A 17,220-nucleotide genomic window follows, 5' to 3' on the forward strand; every position below is an offset into this window, starting at 1 on the left:
GCGTCCGGGCGGGTGAATCCGCCGACCGCGTCTGGTCACCCTGTCACTGGATCGTCCAAGCCTGGTTGGACTGGTTCAGCGGCATCCACTGACTGACGGCGGCTCCGTTGGCCGTCGATCCACCACCGACCTCCAGGACCTGCCTGCTCTCGAAGTTGCGGATGACGTATCCACCGCTGGTCGGCTCGAAGTACCACAACTGGTTGTTGCCGCCGTTGTAGGTGTACTGCTGCAGCGCGGTCCCCGTCCGGTGACTGGAGGCGTTGATGTCGAGGGCCTTGCCGCTGTTCCGGTTCACGATCCTGTAAAGCTGACCGCTGACCGGAACGATGTTCCACTGCTGGTTGGCCCCACCATTGCTCGGCCACTGGATGACGCTCGCGCCGTCGGCGGTGGAGTTCTGGTACACGTCCATCAGTTGGCCGCTGTTGACGTTCTTGAACGTGTAGTACGTCGACGCGTTGACGTTCGGCGTACCGGTCGCGTCCTCCAGCGCACCGTCGGCCTGCTGCACACTGAAGTCCGCGATGAAGAAGTACGCGCCGTCAGTCTTGGCGACCCGCACATAGCGGAACTTCTGGCGGACGTCGATGTTGCCCGTGAGCGTCGAGGCGAGCGGCAGCGTGTCCGTCTGGCGTCCCACGACGGTGTACGTGGCGAACGACGGGTCGTTGGAGGCCCGGATTTCGAAGTGGCCGCGCGTCTCCGACTGGTCCAGGTCCTGACGGGTCGTCAGGGAGAACTGTCCGAGTTGGTAGGCCTGCCCCAGGTCGACCTGCCACCACGCCGAGGTGTCGCTCCCGGTTGGCGACCAGCCGGTGGCACCGTCGTTGTCGTTGGCCTTGGCCGCGCCCCAGGCGGAGCCGTTCACAGAGGAAGAGGACGCCGGCTTGTTGTAGGCGAGGTTGAGCTTCGCCGCCAGCCCACGGTAGGCGGACTCGAGACCGGACGCCTTGATCACCGCGTCGCCGGACGTCGTGTTGTTGGTGAGCGTGACGTTGGAGCCGTTGCGGTTCTGGTTGATGAATCCGTCGGTGTGCGACAGCACGTTGTTCGAAAGGGTCATGTTGTTCGACCCCTCGTCCAGGTACATGCCGGACACGGCCGAGCCGCAGGCGGACGGCATGCGTATCACGTCGTGGATGTAGTTGCCGTTGAAGACCGTGCCCGGGTCGTTCGAGAGGTGGTAGATACCGGCGGAGTCGCAGAGCCGGTTCATCACGTTGCCGATCCGGTTGTAGCTGACGCTGTTGTTGCCTTCGGCGTTGGCCGCCGACTGCCAGCCCCAGCCGAGCGAGATGCCGGCCCACGGAGTGTCGGAGATGTCGTTGTGGTCGATGGTGGTGCTGTTGACGAAGCCCGCGTTGATGCCCGCCGTGCCCAGGTAGTCCTCACCGACCCGGGTGATCAGGTTGTTCTTGACGGTGACGTTCTTGACCACCTCCCTGGCGTCCTCACCGGCAGGTGAGGTGGGCGGGTTGTAGACGGTGTGGAACTCCACGGTCGGGTCGGAGAACTTGCCGACCATGATTCCGTTGCCGGCGATGTCGTGGACCAGGTTGCCGGTCACGGTGCTGTCGTGCACGCCGTGGTGCAGGTCGAGGGCGGTGGCGCCCATCTGGGTGAAGGTGTTGCCGGTGAAGGAGAGGCGGTCGGCGTTCGACGCCTGGACCCCGGCCGGCGGACGGCCGACGTACTGGTTGTTGGAGGTGTCGGCCGAGAGGTTGTAGTTGCCGCCCTGGCCGTTGAGGTAGCCGTTGTTCGTCGCTTCCATCCAGGTGGTCCCGGTGAAGGTGAGCCCGGAGAAGCGCAGGTCGTGGGCCGGACTGTCGAGATTCGTGCCCTTGATGTCGAAGAGGGTCTGCAGCGTCGGCGCCTGCACGGTGGCCGTGGACATGTCCTCGCCGGGGCGGGGCTTGTAGTAGACGGTCTGGGCGGCCGTATCGACGTAGAACTCGCCCGGTTCGTTGAGGAACTCGTGGGCGTTCTCGAAGTGCAGGGGAGAGCCGTTGGAGAGGACCGGGAAGGGGCGCGGGAAGAGGATGCCCGCCTCGCGGTCCTGGATCGACACGTCGGCGGTGCCGTTGCTGGAACTGATCGACTTCAGCCGCAGGTAGCTCTCGCCCCACTGCGTTTCCAGCATCATCTCGACCTGGTTGAGGTGGCCCCAGTTGGAGACCTGTGAACTGAGCACCTTCAGCAGCTTGTTGGTCTTGTCGCTGCCCTGCAGCTGGAAGTCCGAGCCGAGGTCGGGGAAGCGGGCCCGGGTGGCGCGGACCCCGTTGACGTACAACTGCCGGAAGTCGAGGGTGCCTACAGGTGCCTTGTACTCGCCGCCCGCAGCCGTGGTCCAGCCGGTGATCGCCTTGCCGCCGGTGATGACGGGCGTCTCACCGTTGTACGCCTGATAGACGACCGTGTGGCCGTTCGTGCCCGAGTCGCCGGTGCCGAAGGTGATCGGGCTGGTGAGGGGGTAGGTGCCTCCGCGCAGGTTCACGGCGATGTCGTCGGACATGTTCGCGTTGACGGCTCGGACCGCGGCCTTGGCGGCCTGGATGGTCTTGAAGGCTGCGGCGGTGCTGGTTCCCGAGTTGCTGTCACTGCCGTTGACAGGGTCGACGTAGAAGTTCGTCGTGGCCGCGTAGGCGGGTTGAGCGGGCAGTACGGCCGCGAAGACGACAGCCGCCGCTGCGAGCGCCTTGACTGTCCCGGCTCCGATGCGTGGGGGTCTCATCTGTGGTGTCCCTCCTCCGAACCCCTGCTCCTATGAGTTGCATTTATCAATGCAAGGAAGCGGCGCAGTCAAGACGATAGGCATGCCTATTTTTTCACTGGCGCAACACGGATGACATGTGGAGGCATCGGGATCGGCACAGTGCGCGCCATCTACGGTAGGTAATAACCCCAGGTGGCAGCAGTATTGGTACTGGCAATCGACCGCCGGCTGCGTCCCACCCGGCCTATTCCAGCGAAATAGCCGAGCCCTGAAATGAGTAGTACTCATTTTGTGGGGTCCAAGTCGCCGTCAAGCTCCTGAGCGCCGTCGTGACCGTATACGCCGTGCCTGAACCTCAGCGGGGTCTATGGGTTATCACGCTCCTGCGCCTCCGTGAAACATGGCATGTCTCGACGGAACGTAACGTCGAGTAGCTGGATAAAACGGTCTCATCTGCTCTCACTCCAAGTACTTTCATCCACTTACCTGTTGACACGGAGCAGTGACGTCATCGAACTTCATGCGTAACTCACCCGGGAGTACACCTATGCCGTCAGATAGAAGACTGTCCCGTCGTACCCTGCTGGGCGCCGCGGGCGCTGCTGCGGCCGCGAGCGCGCTGCCCGTGGTTCCCGGCTTCTCCGGCCTGCTCCCTCAGGCGGCCGCCGCGGACATGCAGACCAATCTCAGCAACCTGGTGAACATGCGGTTCGGCATGTTCAATCACTTCAACATGGGCACGTTCACCAACCAGGAGTGGGCCGCCCCGAACCAGAACCCGGCTCTGTTCGCACCCACGGCGGTCGACTGCGCCCAGTGGGCGGCGGCCGCGGCGGCGGCGAAGATGAGCTACGGCGTCCTGACCACGAAGCACCACGACGGCTTCTGCCTGTGGCCCAGTGCCTACAACACCTACAACGTCGCCCACAGTTCTTACCAGCACGACGTCGTCGCGCAGTACGTGACCGCCTTCCGGGCCCAGGGCCTCAAGGTCGGCCTGTACTTCTCCATCTGGGACCGCACCTACAACGTGCAGGCCTACGACACCCGCCACAAAGTCGCCTCCGACCAGGCCGTCCAGCCCGGCGACATCACCTACATCCTCAACCAGATCACCGAACTGCTCACCAACTACGGCGACATCGACATGTTCGTCACCGACGGCTACGCCTGGCAGATGGGCCAGCAGGCCGTCCCCTACCAGCGCGTCAGGGAACATGTGAAGTCCCTGCAGCCCGACATCGTGATGATCGACCACGGCGGGCTGTCGGTGCCCTACCTCGGCGACGCGATCTACTTCGAGGAGCCCCTCGGCATCACCTCACCGGCAGGCAACACCTACGCCTCGCTGCAGGGCCAGACGATCAGCAACGGGTGGTTCTGGCATCCGACGACGCCCACGACCGATCCGATGAGCAGGGACGCCATCCTCTCCCATCTGACGGACCTGGAGCCCAAGTACACCTCGTTCATCCTCAACTGCCCGCCCAACCGCAACGGTGTGCTGGACACCAACATCGTCAACCGGCTCGCCGAGGCCGGCGCCGCCTGGAGCGGCCCCAACACCTCCCGGCCGCCCCTGCCCGCACAGATGCTCCGCGCCGAACACCCGGTCACCCCCGTGGCCGCCTACGCCACCGCATACAACACGGGCGAAGGCCCGCTGAACGCCGTCGACGGCCTCAGCGACAAGAACTTCGAGACCTGCTGGTCCACCTGGAACCTCCCGCTGCCCCAGACCATCACCATCGACCTCGGCGGCGTATGGAGCAACATCTCCACCCTCGAGTACCTGCCCAAGCAGTGGAGCCGCACCAACACCACCGACGGTGACATCACCGCCTGCACCATCTCCACCAGCACCGACGGCACCGCCTTCACCCAGGTCGCCACCGCCCGCTGGGCCGGCGACCGCACCCCGAAACTCGTCGAATGGCCGGGCCGCAACGCCGGCTTCGTCCGTATCCAGGTCACCGCCGGCACCGGCGGCTACGCCAACATCGGCAACCTGCGCATCGGCGGCCGCACCGCGACACCCGTCCTGGTCTCCACCCTCTTCCCCGGCGACAGCACCGTGTACCGCCTCGTCGCCCGCCACAGCAGGAAGGTCGCCGACGTCTCGGGTGCCAAAACCGCCAACAACACCGCCATTCTGCAGTGGTCCTGGCAGAACCACGCCAACCAGAAGTGGACCATCGCCCGGGCCGACAGCGGCTACTACAAGATCCGCAACGTCAACAGCGGTACGCTCATGGAAATCGGCGGACTCTCCCGCGTGGACGGCGCAGGCGCCGATATCTGGGGCGACGCCAACGCGCCCCAGCAGCACTGGGCCATCACCCCCACCGGCGACGGCCACTACCTCCTCACCAACCGGCTCAGCGGCCTGTCCCTCAACGTCGACAGCGGCTCCACCGCCGACGGAGCCGCCATCAACCAGTGGACCTACACGGCCATCCCCCAGCAGCAGTGGCAGATCATCCCCTCCTGACAGAGGACCGGAAGAAACGTGTATCCGGCGCACACAGGCGCCGGATACGCGCACTTCTCGGGCGACCGCTGCCCGAGCGGCACTGGAGGCTCACGCGGCAGCGGGACGGCGGTCTTGTGGCGGTGAGAACCCGTCCGAGGGTGCCGGTCAGTCCGAGTTCACCGCGTCGGGCCTGCCGGGTCGCCGCAGGCCGGATCATCGACGATCTCGGCCCCCGGCCTGGCGGTTCACGGCCGGGGAGGACCCGACTCGATCAACTCCCCGGCGGGGTAAGGGCGGTGTCCGGTGACGTCACCGATCCGCAGACGGTGAACGCGCTGGCCGAGGACGCCGAAGCGCACGGGATCGCTGTCGCACCGGACTGGACACTCCCGTCGCCGGGAACGACGGACAGGCCTGCATCTCCTACGGGGACTACGCAGCCGCTCCCGACGACGAGATCGAGAACCTGCGCCATCCCAACCGGCGCTTCACCGCCGGCTCCTGAGCTGAGCGCCTGCCCCGTGCGTCCATGGGGCCAGGCGCTCAGCTACCCGTCAGCGCAGGGGGAGCGCCCGTGTGTGTTCGATGCGTACGGCGTCCAGGGACTGGGAGTTGAGGCCCAGGAGCCGCAGGATCGTCGGGGCGATCTGCGTGGTCCGCACCGACTCGCCCACCCGTACTCCCTGCGGGGTGGCGGCGCCGGAGACGACCAGCGGCACGTCGAGGTCGTCGGCGTGGGCGCCCCCGTGTTCGGCGATCTTGCTCTTGCCACCGGTGTAGACGACGCCGTACTGGGTGATGCCGAACAGGTCGGGAACGCGGGAGTCGCCCGGCCGGGCGTGGAAGTAGCGGGCGGCCTCGGCGCCCGCGTAGAGGGTCTTGAGGCCGCCGGCCGTGAAGGGCTTGGCCGTGCCGTCGAGGCCGTTGCCGGTGCCGGACTGGGCGAGCAGGTACGTCTTGGTGAAGTCGGTGGCGGCCTTTGAGCGGTCGGTGAGCCAGAGGAGCATCGCGTCGTCGTCGACGGCGTGCGCGACCAGGTCGCCTGCGCCCGGGTGGGCGGCCTTCCACGCGGCGTTGAGCCCGTCCAGGAGGGCACCGTCGTCGATGCGGGTCAGCGCCTTCGGGTCGGTCGGCGACTGGCCGTGCTTGGCCGAGAGGACGACCGTCGTGCTGCGGTCCAGGTGCTGCTTGTGGAGTTCGGCGAGGAACGCCCCGACCTGCTGGTCGACGAAGTCGAGGTTCTTCGCCAGCAGCGGCCCCGGAACGCCCTTGGCCTGGTAGCCGCCCGTCAGCCCGTCGGAGGAGGGGAGCTTCTGGGCGGTCGACACCGACTGGAAGTTCATGCCGAAGACCGCCGGGGTTCCGACCCGGTGGGTGCGGCCGTGGTCGTATCCGTCGATCTCGTTCAGCACGGCCTGCACCTTGTAGCCGTCGTACTGTTCGGTCGCCGCGTTGTCCTTCGTCCAGTCCTTCCCGGCGGGGTAGCCGATGGCCTGGCTGTTGATCTCGGGGGCGAACAGGTCCTGGATGCCGTTGCCGGCCGGGCCGTTGAGGATCTCGTACGCGACGTGCTTGTCGGACCACGCGGTGCGCAGCCCGGCCTTGCGGGCCACGTCGAAGACCGTGTTCACCTTCAGGTAGCTGTGTGGGTGGAGCGGCGTGCACGTCTTCGGGTCGACCGGCAGCTTCGACGGGTCGATGAGGCTCGCGGCGTCTCCGGTCATCCTGAGAATGCTGCCGGGCAGTCCCGCGAGGCCCTGGCCGGCGTCGAGGGAGTCCTTGTTCTTGTCGAGGTCCTCGGTGAGGTCGACTTCGGCACCCCGCTCGGCGCCCGCGCAGGAGGTCGTGCCGGCCGGGAGGAGCGCGGTGTCGTAGGTGTCGTCGTAGTAGACGCCGGTGGTGCCCGGGTCGCCGCCGGTGAGCTGGCCGACCATGCCGGGGAACGAGTCGGACGGGACGGTGGTTCTCGCGTGGGTGTACTCCACACCGCTGCCGGCGAGTCGGGCGAGCGCCGAGTCGGGGTGGCGGTCGACGTACCAGGCCAGGTCGGACTGGTGCAGGCCGTCGACGGACAGCAGCAGGACGTGCCGGGCGCGAGCGTGTGCCTGCGCAGGCGCGCTTGGCGCGGCGGCTGCGGTGGCCGTGGCGGTCAGGGCGCCCGCGGCGGCAAGCGCGGCGGCGGCCGCGGTGACGGTACGGGCGGAACGGACTGGACGTCGGAACAACGGTGCTCCTCGGTTGTACGGCGCGGGGGGCGGCGAACCGTGCAACGACATGGGAAGGGCACAACGTTTACGGGAGCGGACGTACGTGCCGGGTCCTGCCCAAGAAACGCATCGGCGCACGCAAAGAGGTGCGCTGCCGTCAGGTTCCGGCCGCGCGGCGCAGGTGCCGTCGGAGGACGTGACGAGGCGGACGGCGGCTCTGCCGTGGCCGCGCGGTCGAAACCCGTCATGCCACGGGCGGCGGGAACAGCTCGTGGCCGCAGGCCGCCGTCCAAGCCGTCGACCACCACCGCGATCCCCAGCCGCCCACTGGAGTCCGGACAACTCCCGTACGGCCGACGGGCCTTCCCGCATCGCCCCGAGCACGGCCGGCATCGGACCGCCACCCCGACGGCATCGGTACGGCCCGTCCCCTCCACCAGCACCATCAATCGGCGACGCCGCGCGATCCGGCACCTGATCAGCGCAGGACACCGTTCACCTGGACCTCGATCGGCAGCGTCTCAACGGCCCCCTGAGAGCAGCTCGCCCGCGGCCCGTTCCACGTCGTCCTCCGACACGAGCACCAACTGCGCCGCCTGTCCCAGTGGGACGAAGCTGTCGACGCTGGTGACCCGTCGGACGGCGCCGGTGAATCCGGCGTCGATCAGGGCGGTGACGACTCCCTCCGAGACGCCTCCCGTGCGGCGGGTCTCGTCGACCACCAGGACGCGGCCCGTCGCATGGGCTTCCCGCAGCAGGTCGTCGACCGGCAGCGGGGCCAGCCAGCGCAGGTCGACGACCCGGCAGGCGATGCCCTGTTGCTCCAGTCGGCGTGCGGCCCGAAGCGAGATGCGCAGACCGTTGCCGAAGGTCACGAGGGTCAGGTCCGTGCCGGTGCCGTAGGTGCGTGCCCGGCCGATCGGTACGTGCTGTGCGGCGGGAGAGTAGGCGGTGAGCCAGGCGTTGTCCCCGTCCGAGTGGAGGTCTCGGGTGTGGTAGAGCGCGATCGGCTCCAGGAAGGCGCTGACGGTGCCGTCCACCTTCGCCGCCGCCACGCACGTGCGCAGCATCGCGGCGGCGTCGTCGGGGCGGGACGGGGACGCGATGACCAGGCCGGGAATGTCACGCAGGACGCCGACCGCGTTGTCGTTGTGGAAGTGACCGCCGAAGCCGCGCTGGTAGCCGTAGCCGGCGATGCGCACCACGAGGGGGTTGCGGTACTGACCCTGGGAGAAGAACTGCAGCGTGGCGGCCTCGCCGCGCAGTTGGTCCTCGGCGTTGTGCAGATACGCGAGGTATTGGATCTCCGCCACCGGCAGCAGCCCGGACAGGCCCGCTCCCAGCGCGAGGCCGAGGATGGCCTGTTCGTCGAGCAGGGTGTCGAAGACCCGGGCGGTGCCGAAGCGCCGCTGCAGGCCCCTGGTCAGTCCGTAGACCCCGCCCTTGCGGCCGACGTCCTCGCCGAACACCACCATCTCCGGATGGCTGCCGAGCAGGTCGGCGAGTGTGTGGGTGATGGCCTGGGCGACGGTGACGGGCTCGCCCACGGGCGCCGCGGATGCTTCGCTCGTACGGCGTGCTGCAGCCGCCACGAGGTCGGTGCGGCGGGGTGCGATGGGGGTGGCGATCTGTGTCGCTGTGGTCAGGGGCTCGCTCTCGAGCGCCTCCTTGGCGACACCGAACACCCGCGCGCCCACCTCGTCGTAGCGGTCGAGAACCTGCTGGGGACTGAGGACGCCTGCCGCCGTGAGCAGGCGGGCAGTGGCCAGCAGCGGGTCGCGCCGCAGATCCGCGGCGACGTCGGAGGGCATCCGGTAGGCGGCTTCGGCGTCCGAGCCCGCATGGCCGAGGAAACGCACCATCGACAGGTGCAGGAACGCAGGCTGGCGGTGCTTGCGAACGTGGGCCACGGCCTCGCGCGCGGTGTCGTAGGCGGCCTGCGGATCACAGCCGTCCGCGGCGAAGTAGGTGAGAGCGGGCCGGTTGCCGTAGGCGCGCCGCACCCAGTCGGGCGGGGTCGGCACGCTGATGCCCAGGCCGTTGTCCTCGCAGACGAACAGGATCGGCATCGGCAGCCCCTGGTAGGCCGCGTGGCAGGCGCTGTTGATGGCGCCCGCCGCCGTGGAGTGATTGACCGAGGCGTCACCGAAGGAACAGCACACGACGGCGTCCCCGGGCCAGGCGCAGTCGGTCCCGAGCCGCTTGGCGCGGGCGATGCTCCACGCCACCCCGACCGCCCGCGGCAGATGGGAGGCGATGGTCGACGTCTGTGGGACGACGGCCAGTTCGCGGCGCCCGTACACCTTGTGCCGCCCGCCGGCAATCGGCTCCTCGGCCCCGGCGGCCACCCCCAGCAGCATGTCCCTGACCGCGTCGACGCCGCCGGCCTGCCGGGCGCGGGCGCAGTAGAAGGCGCCGGAGCGGTAGTGCAGCAGCGCCGGGTCGGTGGGGCGCAGCGCGAGGGCGAGTGCGGCGTTGCCCTCGTGACCGCTCGATCCGATGGTGTAGTAGCCGCGGCCCTGCTGCTGCATCCAGCGCGCGGCGGCGTCGGTGTGCCGGCTCTCCAGCTGGGCGTCGAACAGGTCCAGTGCGGTACGGGTGTCCAGTGGGCCCGCAGCCTGGGCGGCAGACCGGAGACCGGCCACCGCCTCGCGGAAGTGCCGGTCCAGGTCCTCGACGCCGCTCACAGGCGGAAGGCCATGTCGGGTTCGAGCGTGGCCACGTCCATCTGCGCCTTCTGGAGCCGGCCGGAGTGGTCCCAGTTCATCGACTGCCAGCGGGTGAACTGGTCGAGCACCCACTGCCCCGACTGGCGGGAGCCGTTGCCCGACTTGCCGTTGCCGCCGAACGGCAGGTGCGCCTCGGCTCCGGAGGTGGTGTTGTTGACGCTGACCATGCCCGCGGAGATACCCCGCCGGAACGTCCACACCTCGTGCGGATCGCTGGTGTAGATGGCGGCGGACAGCCCGTAGCCGTGAGCGTTGGCCAGGTCGAGGGCCTCGTCGAAGTCCCGGTACGTGGCCACTGAGACGATGGGGCCGAAGGTCTCGCTGAGGAACAGGTCGTCGTCGCGGCGCACTCCGTCGACGATCACCGGGTGGTAGAACATGCCCGCGTCGGGGTCGCCGACGAAGCCCTTGCGCGGGTTGTCGGCCGTGATCCGCCCGATGCCGTCGGAGCCGTAGGTGCGGTGGTGGTCCTTGATCCAGCCGAGGAAGGTCTCGTAGCGCTGCGCGAAGCGCTCGTCGAGCATCGGGCCGTAGAGGACGTCCTCGAACGCGTCGCCGATCCGGGCCGCGCGGCTCGCGGTGTCGAAGCGGGCGAGGAAGTCCTCGTGCACGGACTCGTGGACGAGGAGCGTCCCGAGGGAGGTGCAGCGCTGTCCCGCGGTGCCGAATCCGGAGAACAACGCCCCCTCCACCGCCAGATCGAGGTTCGCGCTCGGTGTGACCACCTGGGGGTTCTTGCCGCCCAGTTCCAGGCAGGGGGTTTGAAGGTGGCTTCCGCACAGGGCGCCGATCTTCTGGCCGACGAGCGTGGACCCGGTGAAGCCGACCTTGTCGACCAGGCCGGCGTCGAGGGAGGCCTCCAGGCCGGCGTATGTCTGCTCCCCGTCGGCGAGTACGAGGTTGAGTACGCCGTCGGGCAGGCCGCCGCCGTGCACGAACAGCTCGAAGAGCGCCTTGGCGCTCGCGGCGGCGTACTCGGCGGGTTTCCACACCACGGTGTTGCCGGTGACGAGCGCCGGTACGAGATACCAGGCCGGCACGGCCACCGGGAAGTTGCCCGCGGTGATCACCGCGACCGCGCCGACGGGGTTGCGGAAGGTGAACAGCTGCTTGTCGGGCATCTCCGAGGGCACCGTCTGCCCGTGCAGCCGGCGGCCCTCGCCCAGGAAGAAGTCGCAGGTGTCGATGATTTCCTGCACCTCGCCGAGCGCCTCCGCGAGCGGTTTGCCGATCTCTTCGGTCACGATGCGGGCGAGCCGGTCCTTGTTGGCCTCGACGAGCCGCCCGATCTTTCCGATCGCGGATCCGCGCACCGGCGCCGGGACGTCGGCCCAGGACCGCTGCGCCGCCTTCGCGGCCTGGGCGGCCTGGACGAACGTCGAGGCGTTCCCGAGCGAGATGTCGGTGACCAGCTCGGCGGTACGGCCGGGATTGGGGCGCTGAAGAGTCCCGCCGGGAGCGCCGGCGACCGGTTGGCCGGCAACGATCGAGGCGACGGAACGGGCCATGACATTGCTCCTTGTCCGCTGGGAGGGGGCGGTGTCCGCCGGGAGGGTCAGTGCAGGCCGGCAAGGACCCGGTCGAGAGCCCGCAGGGCGACTGTGAGCTCGTCCTGGGTGATGGACAGGGCGGGACGGAAGCGCACCGAACGCTCCCCGCACGGCAATGCGATCACCTGCTCCTCGGTGCGCAACCGGCGTACCGCCTCGTCACGGACGCCGCTGTCCGGCAGGTCGACGGCGCTCATCAGCCCGCGCCCCCGCGCGTTGGACGCCACCGCCGCGTGCCGGGCTTCCAGATCACGCAGTTCGGCCAGGAACCACGATCCCACGGCGGCGGCATGGGCCACCAGGTCGTCCCGTTCGATGATCTCCATGATGCGCCGGGCCCGGACCATGTCGACCAGCCCGCCGCCCCAGGTCGAGTTGATCCGCCCGGAGACCCGAAGGACGTTGTCGGGCACCTGGTCCACCCGGCGGCCGGCCATGATACCGCCGAGCTGGACCTTCTTGGCGAAGGCCACGATGTCCGGCTCGAGGCCGAATTGCTGGTAGGCCCAGGTGGTGCCGGTGATCCCCACACCGGTCTGCACCTCGTCGAGCACGAACAGCGCGTCGTACTCGTGGCAGAGCGCCTGCATCGCCTGCAGGAACTCCGGGCGCATGTGGTTGTCGCCGCCCTCGCCCTGGATCGGCTCGGCGATGAAGCAGGCGACGTCGTGCGGGTTGGCCTCGAAGGCCCGCCGCGCCTGTCCGAGGGCCCCGCGCTCGGCCTCCTCCACCTCGGCAAGGTGGCGCTCGAGGGGGAACCGCATCGCGGGGACGTCGATGCGGGGCCAGTCGAACTGCGGGAAGCGGGCCGTCTTGTTGGGCTCGGTGTTGGTCAGCGAAAGGGTGTAGCCGCTGCGGCCGTGGAAGGCGTGGCGCAGGTGGAGCACCTTGGTGCCGAGTTCGGGGGAGCGGCCCGCGGCCTCGTTGCGGCGGCTCTTCCAGTCGAACGCCGTCTTCAGCGCGTTCTCGACGGCGAGTGCCCCGCCCTCGACGAAGAACAGTCGCGGCAGCTCCGGATCGCCCAGCACCCGGGCGAAGGTCTCGACGAACTCGGCGTAGTGAGTGGTGTACATGTCGGGGTTGGCGGGCTTGTTGGCCGCCACCTGCGCAAGCAGGGTCATGAACTCCGGATCGTCGACGATGCCCGGCGCGTTGAGCCCCAGCGGAGCGGACGCGAAGAACGAGTAGAGGTCGAGGAACTTCTCGCTGGTGCGTGCGTCGACAATCCATGAACCCCGACTGGCGAGGGGGTCGAGCACCAGCTTGAAACCGTCGGTCAGCACATGACGGCCGAGTCTTTCGTGCACCTCGCCCGGGTGGATCGTCGACGCAGCAGCAACCGTCATGGGGGCACCTACTCTCGATAGACGCGAACAGGAGATGTTTCGTCAGTCACGAGGAGTAACGAAAGTATCTTAGGTGTGCCGCCGAGATCGCCGCAAGATTTCGTGCACGGGGAGATGTGAATGCCACCGGCAGCGGCATGTCCGGCGGCTCGGCCTCTGTTACCGATCATGACTTAGGCCGATTGTCAGTGGTGCGTCCTACTCTCGCCATATGACCTACAGCGTCTGGCACAGGGGCCTCGGCATCACGCTCGACCTGACCGAGGCGGACCTCGGGCACCCCGAATACCCGCGGCTGCTCGACGAGATCTACGGCAATTACCAGCCGGATCTTCTGTACTGCCTGGAAGCCCATGAGGACGAGGGCTTCATCTGCCCCGGCTTCCTGGCCATCCGCAAGGTCAACGGCCGGCCGCACGCCATGCACGTGGCCAAAGGGGAACGCCCCGAGACGAAGGCCGAAAGCGATCTCCACAAGGCGCTCAGGGAATACACCGTCAAGGTCGCCTCGGGGGAGGGATTCCGGGTCACGGGAACGGAGGGGGCCGAGCGCGGAAAGCACCGCACGGACGTGACCGTCGAAGGCGGCGGCAGGCGCCGGCTCGCGTACGAAATACAGCTGGCGGCCATAGCCGGCGGTTCCGTCGACGAGCGCACCCGCAGCGCATTCCGGGACGGGCTCACCCCGCTGTGGCTCGTCAACAACGAGAACGCGATCCCCATCGACCGTGCGCCCTGGGCCCGGCTGAACGTACAGAGCTGGCGGGACGTGACCGACCGCGCGGCCCTGCCGGTGCGCGGCGGCATCAAACAACTGCACATGTCCCGCTGCGACTGGAGCAATCCGGTCCCCTGCCCACAGCAGGGCGCCGGCCGGTGCGGCGGTCGGCACGCGCTCTGGGAGCCCGTGCGCGGCCTCTACTACGACGACGTCATCCGACGCACGGCCGCGGGCGAACTCGTCTCGCTCTACCTGCCCCACCCGGCGGGCCGGCGCGGCTGGCACATGTGGGTCACCCCGACGGACAAGGACGAGTTCCTCGAAGGCCGCCCCGAACCCCTGCCCGGCCAGTCGGCGGTGCCCCGCCCGGGCGGGGTGGGTCTCGTGCCCGCGCCTCGGACCGGCGCGTGGGAGGCCGGCGACCACCTGGAGGCGGGTCTTCGCAGTGAGCTCACCCGGGCGCGTGACGACGAACGGCCCATCGACGCCTCGCTGTGGCACACCGAGCCGGGATCGTCCGAATTCTCGCGGCCCTTCACCGTGGGCGAATTCGTCATACCCGGCGATCTCGTCGCAGCCCGGCGGACCTTCACCCGGGCGCTGGAGCACTGTGCGGACATCGCAGCCCGCCTGCCCAGCGGCACGGACATCGCGGCCGGGCGGGCCGAGATCACCGCAGAGCAGCGGGGGCGCCTCGCGGACGCGCGGGAGCGCTGCCGACGCCTCGCCGAGGAAATGCACACGCACCCCTGGTGGGAGACGGTAGGCGACCGGCATGCCGCACGGGAGGCGCTCACCCATGCCGCGACCCACGACACAGCATCCTGGACTTTCCGTCCAGGGGCTGGACCAGTAGTCTAAAAGGCATGGCTGATGAGCACGTCCACGACGCCGAGCGGGATGCGATCCTCGCGGCCCTGTGCCCCGTCGTCGACGGGATCGCGGCGACGTTCGGCCCGGTGTGCGAGGTGGTCCTGCACGACTACCGGCAGCCGGAGAAGTCGGTCGTCGCCGTCGCAGGCGAGGTGACCGGACGGGCCGTGGGCGGCGCGATGAGTGAGATCGGCATGAAGGTGCTCGCGCGCGGCGACGAGGCGGCCGACGACCTGAACTACGTCACCCGCACCGGGACCGGAAAGCTGGTCAAGTCGTCCACCATGGTGCTGCGCGACTCCACGGGAGCGGTGTTCGGTGCCCTGTGCGTCAACGTGGACATCAGCGCGGTGAACGAGGCCCACGCCCTGCTCGGCGCACTCGCCGGCCTCGCCTCCGGGCCCGCCGAGCCGCCGGTCACCGCCTTCGGCAACGACATCGACTCCGTCGTGGACGCCATCCTCGACGCCCACCGGCTCGGGCGGAACCAGAGCTGGGCCGCACTCGACCGGGCCGAGCGCCTCGACCTGTTCCGCAGGCTCGACGAACACGGCGTGTTCGCCGTGCGCCGCGCGATCGAGCAGGTCGCCGCCCGGCTCGGCATCTCCCGCGCCTCCGCCTACAGCTACCTCGCCCAGGCCCGAGCCGCCACCGACCCGACCCCCGCTGGAGGACACGCGTGACGACCACCACCCCGCCGGTCACCATCGACACCGTCCGCGACGCCGCCGACCGGCTCAAGGGCGTCGCGCACCGCACCCCCGTTATGCGCTCACGCACGCTCGACGCACTCGTCGGCGCCGAGGTCTTCCTCAAGTGCGAGAACTTCCAGCGCGTCGGCGCCTTCAAGTTCCGCGGCGCCTACAACGCCGCCTCCCGACTCACCCCCGAGCAGCTGACCCGCGGCATCGCCGCCTACTCCTCCGGCAACCACGCCCAGGCCGTCGCCCTCGCCGCCCGCGAACTGGGCACCACCGCCGTCATCGTCATGCCCGAGGACGCCCCACGCTCGAAGGTGGACGCGACCATCGGCTACGGCGCCGAGATCGTGACGTACGACCGCTACACCGAGGACCGCGTCGCCGTCGGCGAGTCCCTGGCCGTCGAGCGGGGCCTCGCCCTCATCCCGCCCTACGAGCACCCGCATGTCATGGCCGGGCAGGGCACCGCCGCGCTCGAACTCCTGGAGGAAACAGGGGAGTTGGACGCACTGATCGTGCCCGTCGGCGGCGGCGGGCTGATCGCCGGGTCCGCCACCGCGGCCAAGGGCCTGCACCCCGCGATCCGGGTGCTCGGCGTCGAACCGGAGGCCGGGGACGACACCAAGCGGTCCCTGGAGGCGGGCCGACGTATCAGCATCCCCGTGCCGCACACCATCGCCGACGGGCAGGCACTGGAGACGCCCGGCGAGCTGACGTTCTCCGTCAACCAGCGGCTGGTCGACGGGATCGTCCTGGTGTCCGACGACGAGATCCGCGAGGCGATGCGGTTCGCGTTCGAACGGTTGAAGATCGTCGTCGAGCCGAGCGGGGCCACTCCGCTGGCCGCGCTGCTCACCGGGCGGATGGGTTCTCTGCCGCGCAGAATCGGTGTCGTCGTCTCCGGCGGCAATGTGGACGCAGACCGCTTCGCCCTGCTGTGCGGCAGGGACGCCGTTCAGCAGGGCTGAACGGCGTCAGGACCAGAACTCGTTGCTCTTGTCGATGTCCTCGACGCACTCGTCGAGGTCGGTGGCCTTGTCCCCGACGATCCGGAAGACGATGCCCCCGTCCTCTTCGAGGCGCTTGCCGCCACGCTCGGCGGTGAAGTGATGCACGGAGATGGCATGGCCCCGGCCGTCCACGAAGACGTTGCGCAGTTCGACCTGCATGGACCCGTTCGTCTCCTCGAACATCCGGCGGTAGTAGTCGAGGATCGTGTCGACTCCCTTGAAGTCGCCCGACAGCGGGTGGTTTCCGGGCACGTGGTGTGTGGCATCGCTCGCCGTCAGCGAGCGCAGGGTGTCCATGTCGCCGCGAGAGAAGGCTTCATAGCCCTTGCGGACAAGTTGGGCGTGAGGGTGTTCAGCCACGGTGATCGCCACCTTTCTGGTGGTTCGGCGAAAGCGGCCTCGCACCATTCTCCGCTCGTTCGACCGAGTTGTCCGCTCATCGATGTTTTCTCCGCATCCCGGATGGCGGTCCCGGCTGGACCGGCGGACGATGGTGTGGTGGGCGGGGCTCGCAAGGAAGGGAGCCGTCATGCTTGAGATCAAGGCCGTCGAGAAGCCCGACGAGCGGCGCGATTTCCCGCGCGGACACCTCGAAGCCGTACATATGACCGGACTCGACTTCGCCGTGGGGACATTCGAACCGGGCTGGAAGTGGTCGGAGTCGGTGGCACCGATCGCCGGAACGGACACCTGCCAGGTCCATCACAACGGCTACTGCGTCCAGGGACGCATGCGGGTACGCATGGACGACGGCGCGGAGCAGGAGGTCGGACCGGGCGACGTGTTCGTGATATCGCCGGGGCACGACGCCTGGGTGGTCAGCGACGAGGCGTGCGTCGTGTACGACTTCGCGGGCCAGATGGCAACGGAGTACGCCAAGTCGAAGGGTTGAGT

General features: G+C 68.7%; 11 protein-coding genes. 5 read left to right on the top strand and 6 right to left on the bottom strand.

The features are described from left to right. Nucleotides 1-43: 43 nt before the first annotated feature. Nucleotides 44-2,734, bottom strand: a complete 2,691-nt coding sequence (locus EDD92_RS44210; RefSeq protein ID WP_123969469.1) for an RICIN domain-containing protein — start codon at nt 2,732-2,734, stop codon at nt 44-46. A gap of 529 nt (nt 2,735-3,263) precedes the next feature. Here EDD92_RS44210 and EDD92_RS44215 point away from each other — a divergent pair. Next, entirely contained in the window at nt 3,264-5,207 is a 1,944-nt protein-coding gene (locus EDD92_RS44215) for an RICIN domain-containing protein (protein WP_123969470.1), read from the top strand. A gap of 536 nt (nt 5,208-5,743) precedes the next feature. Here the strand turns inward: EDD92_RS44215 and EDD92_RS44225 are convergent. From EDD92_RS44225 to lat, 4 genes are all read right to left on the bottom strand, one after another. Next, nucleotides 5,744-7,414 carry an alkaline phosphatase family protein gene (locus tag EDD92_RS44225; RefSeq protein ID WP_260327182.1) on the bottom strand — a complete coding sequence of 557 codons (1,671 nt, stop codon included), beginning with the start codon at nt 7,412-7,414 and terminating at the stop codon, nt 5,744-5,746. A gap of 503 nt (nt 7,415-7,917) precedes the next feature. Then, a complete protein-coding gene (locus EDD92_RS44230; protein WP_123969472.1) occupies nt 7,918-10,083 on the bottom strand; it encodes a thiamine pyrophosphate-dependent enzyme in 2,166 nt (721 codons plus the stop codon). Next, nucleotides 10,080-11,633, bottom strand: a complete 1,554-nt coding sequence (locus tag EDD92_RS44235) for an aldehyde dehydrogenase family protein (protein ID WP_123969473.1) — start codon at nt 11,631-11,633, stop codon at nt 10,080-10,082. The genes EDD92_RS44230 and EDD92_RS44235 overlap by 4 nt, the downstream gene beginning before the upstream one ends. A 47-nt stretch (nt 11,634-11,680) precedes the next feature. Continuing rightward, a complete protein-coding gene (gene lat, locus EDD92_RS44240) occupies nt 11,681-13,021 on the bottom strand; it encodes an L-lysine 6-transaminase (RefSeq protein ID WP_123969474.1) in 1,341 nt (446 codons plus the stop codon). A gap of 211 nt (nt 13,022-13,232) precedes the next feature. On the opposite strand from lat, the gene EDD92_RS44245 reads away from it, so the two are divergent. Genes EDD92_RS44245 through EDD92_RS44255 form a run of 3 tightly spaced genes read left to right on the top strand, consistent with a single transcriptional unit; the run spans nt 13,233 to nt 16,284 of the window. Continuing rightward, on the top strand, nt 13,233-14,603 hold the full coding sequence (locus tag EDD92_RS44245) for a hypothetical protein (protein WP_123969475.1): 1,371 nt from the start codon (nt 13,233-13,235) through the stop codon (nt 14,601-14,603). Between the two features lie 5 nt (nt 14,604-14,608). Then, nucleotides 14,609-15,298, top strand: coding sequence for a transcriptional regulator (locus EDD92_RS44250; protein ID WP_123969476.1), 690 nt, complete (start codon nt 14,609-14,611; stop codon nt 15,296-15,298). After that, the gene (locus tag EDD92_RS44255) at nt 15,295-16,284 is read left to right on the top strand and encodes a threo-3-hydroxy-L-aspartate ammonia-lyase (RefSeq protein WP_123969477.1); all 990 of its coding nucleotides are present in this window, start codon (nt 15,295-15,297) and stop codon (nt 16,282-16,284) included. Before EDD92_RS44250 ends, EDD92_RS44255 begins: the two co-directional genes overlap by 4 nt. 6 nt (nt 16,285-16,290) lie before the next feature. On the opposite strand, the gene EDD92_RS44260 is transcribed toward EDD92_RS44255, so the two are convergent. Then, on the bottom strand, nt 16,291-16,686 hold the full coding sequence (locus EDD92_RS44260; RefSeq protein WP_123969478.1) for a nuclear transport factor 2 family protein: 396 nt from the start codon (nt 16,684-16,686) through the stop codon (nt 16,291-16,293). A gap of 169 nt (nt 16,687-16,855) precedes the next feature. Between EDD92_RS44260 and EDD92_RS44265 the strand changes: the two genes are divergently transcribed. Next, on the top strand, nt 16,856-17,218 hold the full coding sequence (locus tag EDD92_RS44265) for a cupin domain-containing protein (protein WP_123969479.1): 363 nt from the start codon (nt 16,856-16,858) through the stop codon (nt 17,216-17,218). The last annotated feature ends 2 nt before the right edge of the window (nt 17,219-17,220 follow it).

Origin of the sequence: Streptomyces sp. TLI_185, assembly GCF_003814765.1 — a bacterium.
In the GTDB taxonomy this organism is placed as follows: domain Bacteria; phylum Actinomycetota; class Actinomycetes; order Streptomycetales; family Streptomycetaceae; genus Streptomyces.

Excerpts from the sequence above, each read along its gene's own strand:
- EDD92_RS44210 (WP_123969469.1), bottom strand. The coding sequence starts at position 2,734 with ATGAGACCCCCACGCATCGGAGCCGGGACAGTCAAGGCGCTCGCAGCG.
- EDD92_RS44215 (WP_123969470.1), top strand. The coding sequence starts at position 3,264 with ATGCCGTCAGATAGAAGACTGTCCCGTCGTACCCTGCTGGGCGCCGCG.
- EDD92_RS44235 (WP_123969473.1), bottom strand. The coding sequence starts at position 11,633 with ATGGCCCGTTCCGTCGCCTCGATCGTTGCCGGCCAACCGGTCGCCGGC.
- lat (WP_123969474.1), bottom strand. The coding sequence starts at position 13,021 with ATGACGGTTGCTGCTGCGTCGACGATCCACCCGGGCGAGGTGCACGAA.
- EDD92_RS44245 (WP_123969475.1), top strand. The coding sequence starts at position 13,233 with ATGACCTACAGCGTCTGGCACAGGGGCCTCGGCATCACGCTCGACCTG.
- EDD92_RS44250 (WP_123969476.1), top strand. The coding sequence starts at position 14,609 with ATGGCTGATGAGCACGTCCACGACGCCGAGCGGGATGCGATCCTCGCG.
- EDD92_RS44265 (WP_123969479.1), top strand. The coding sequence starts at position 16,856 with ATGCTTGAGATCAAGGCCGTCGAGAAGCCCGACGAGCGGCGCGATTTC.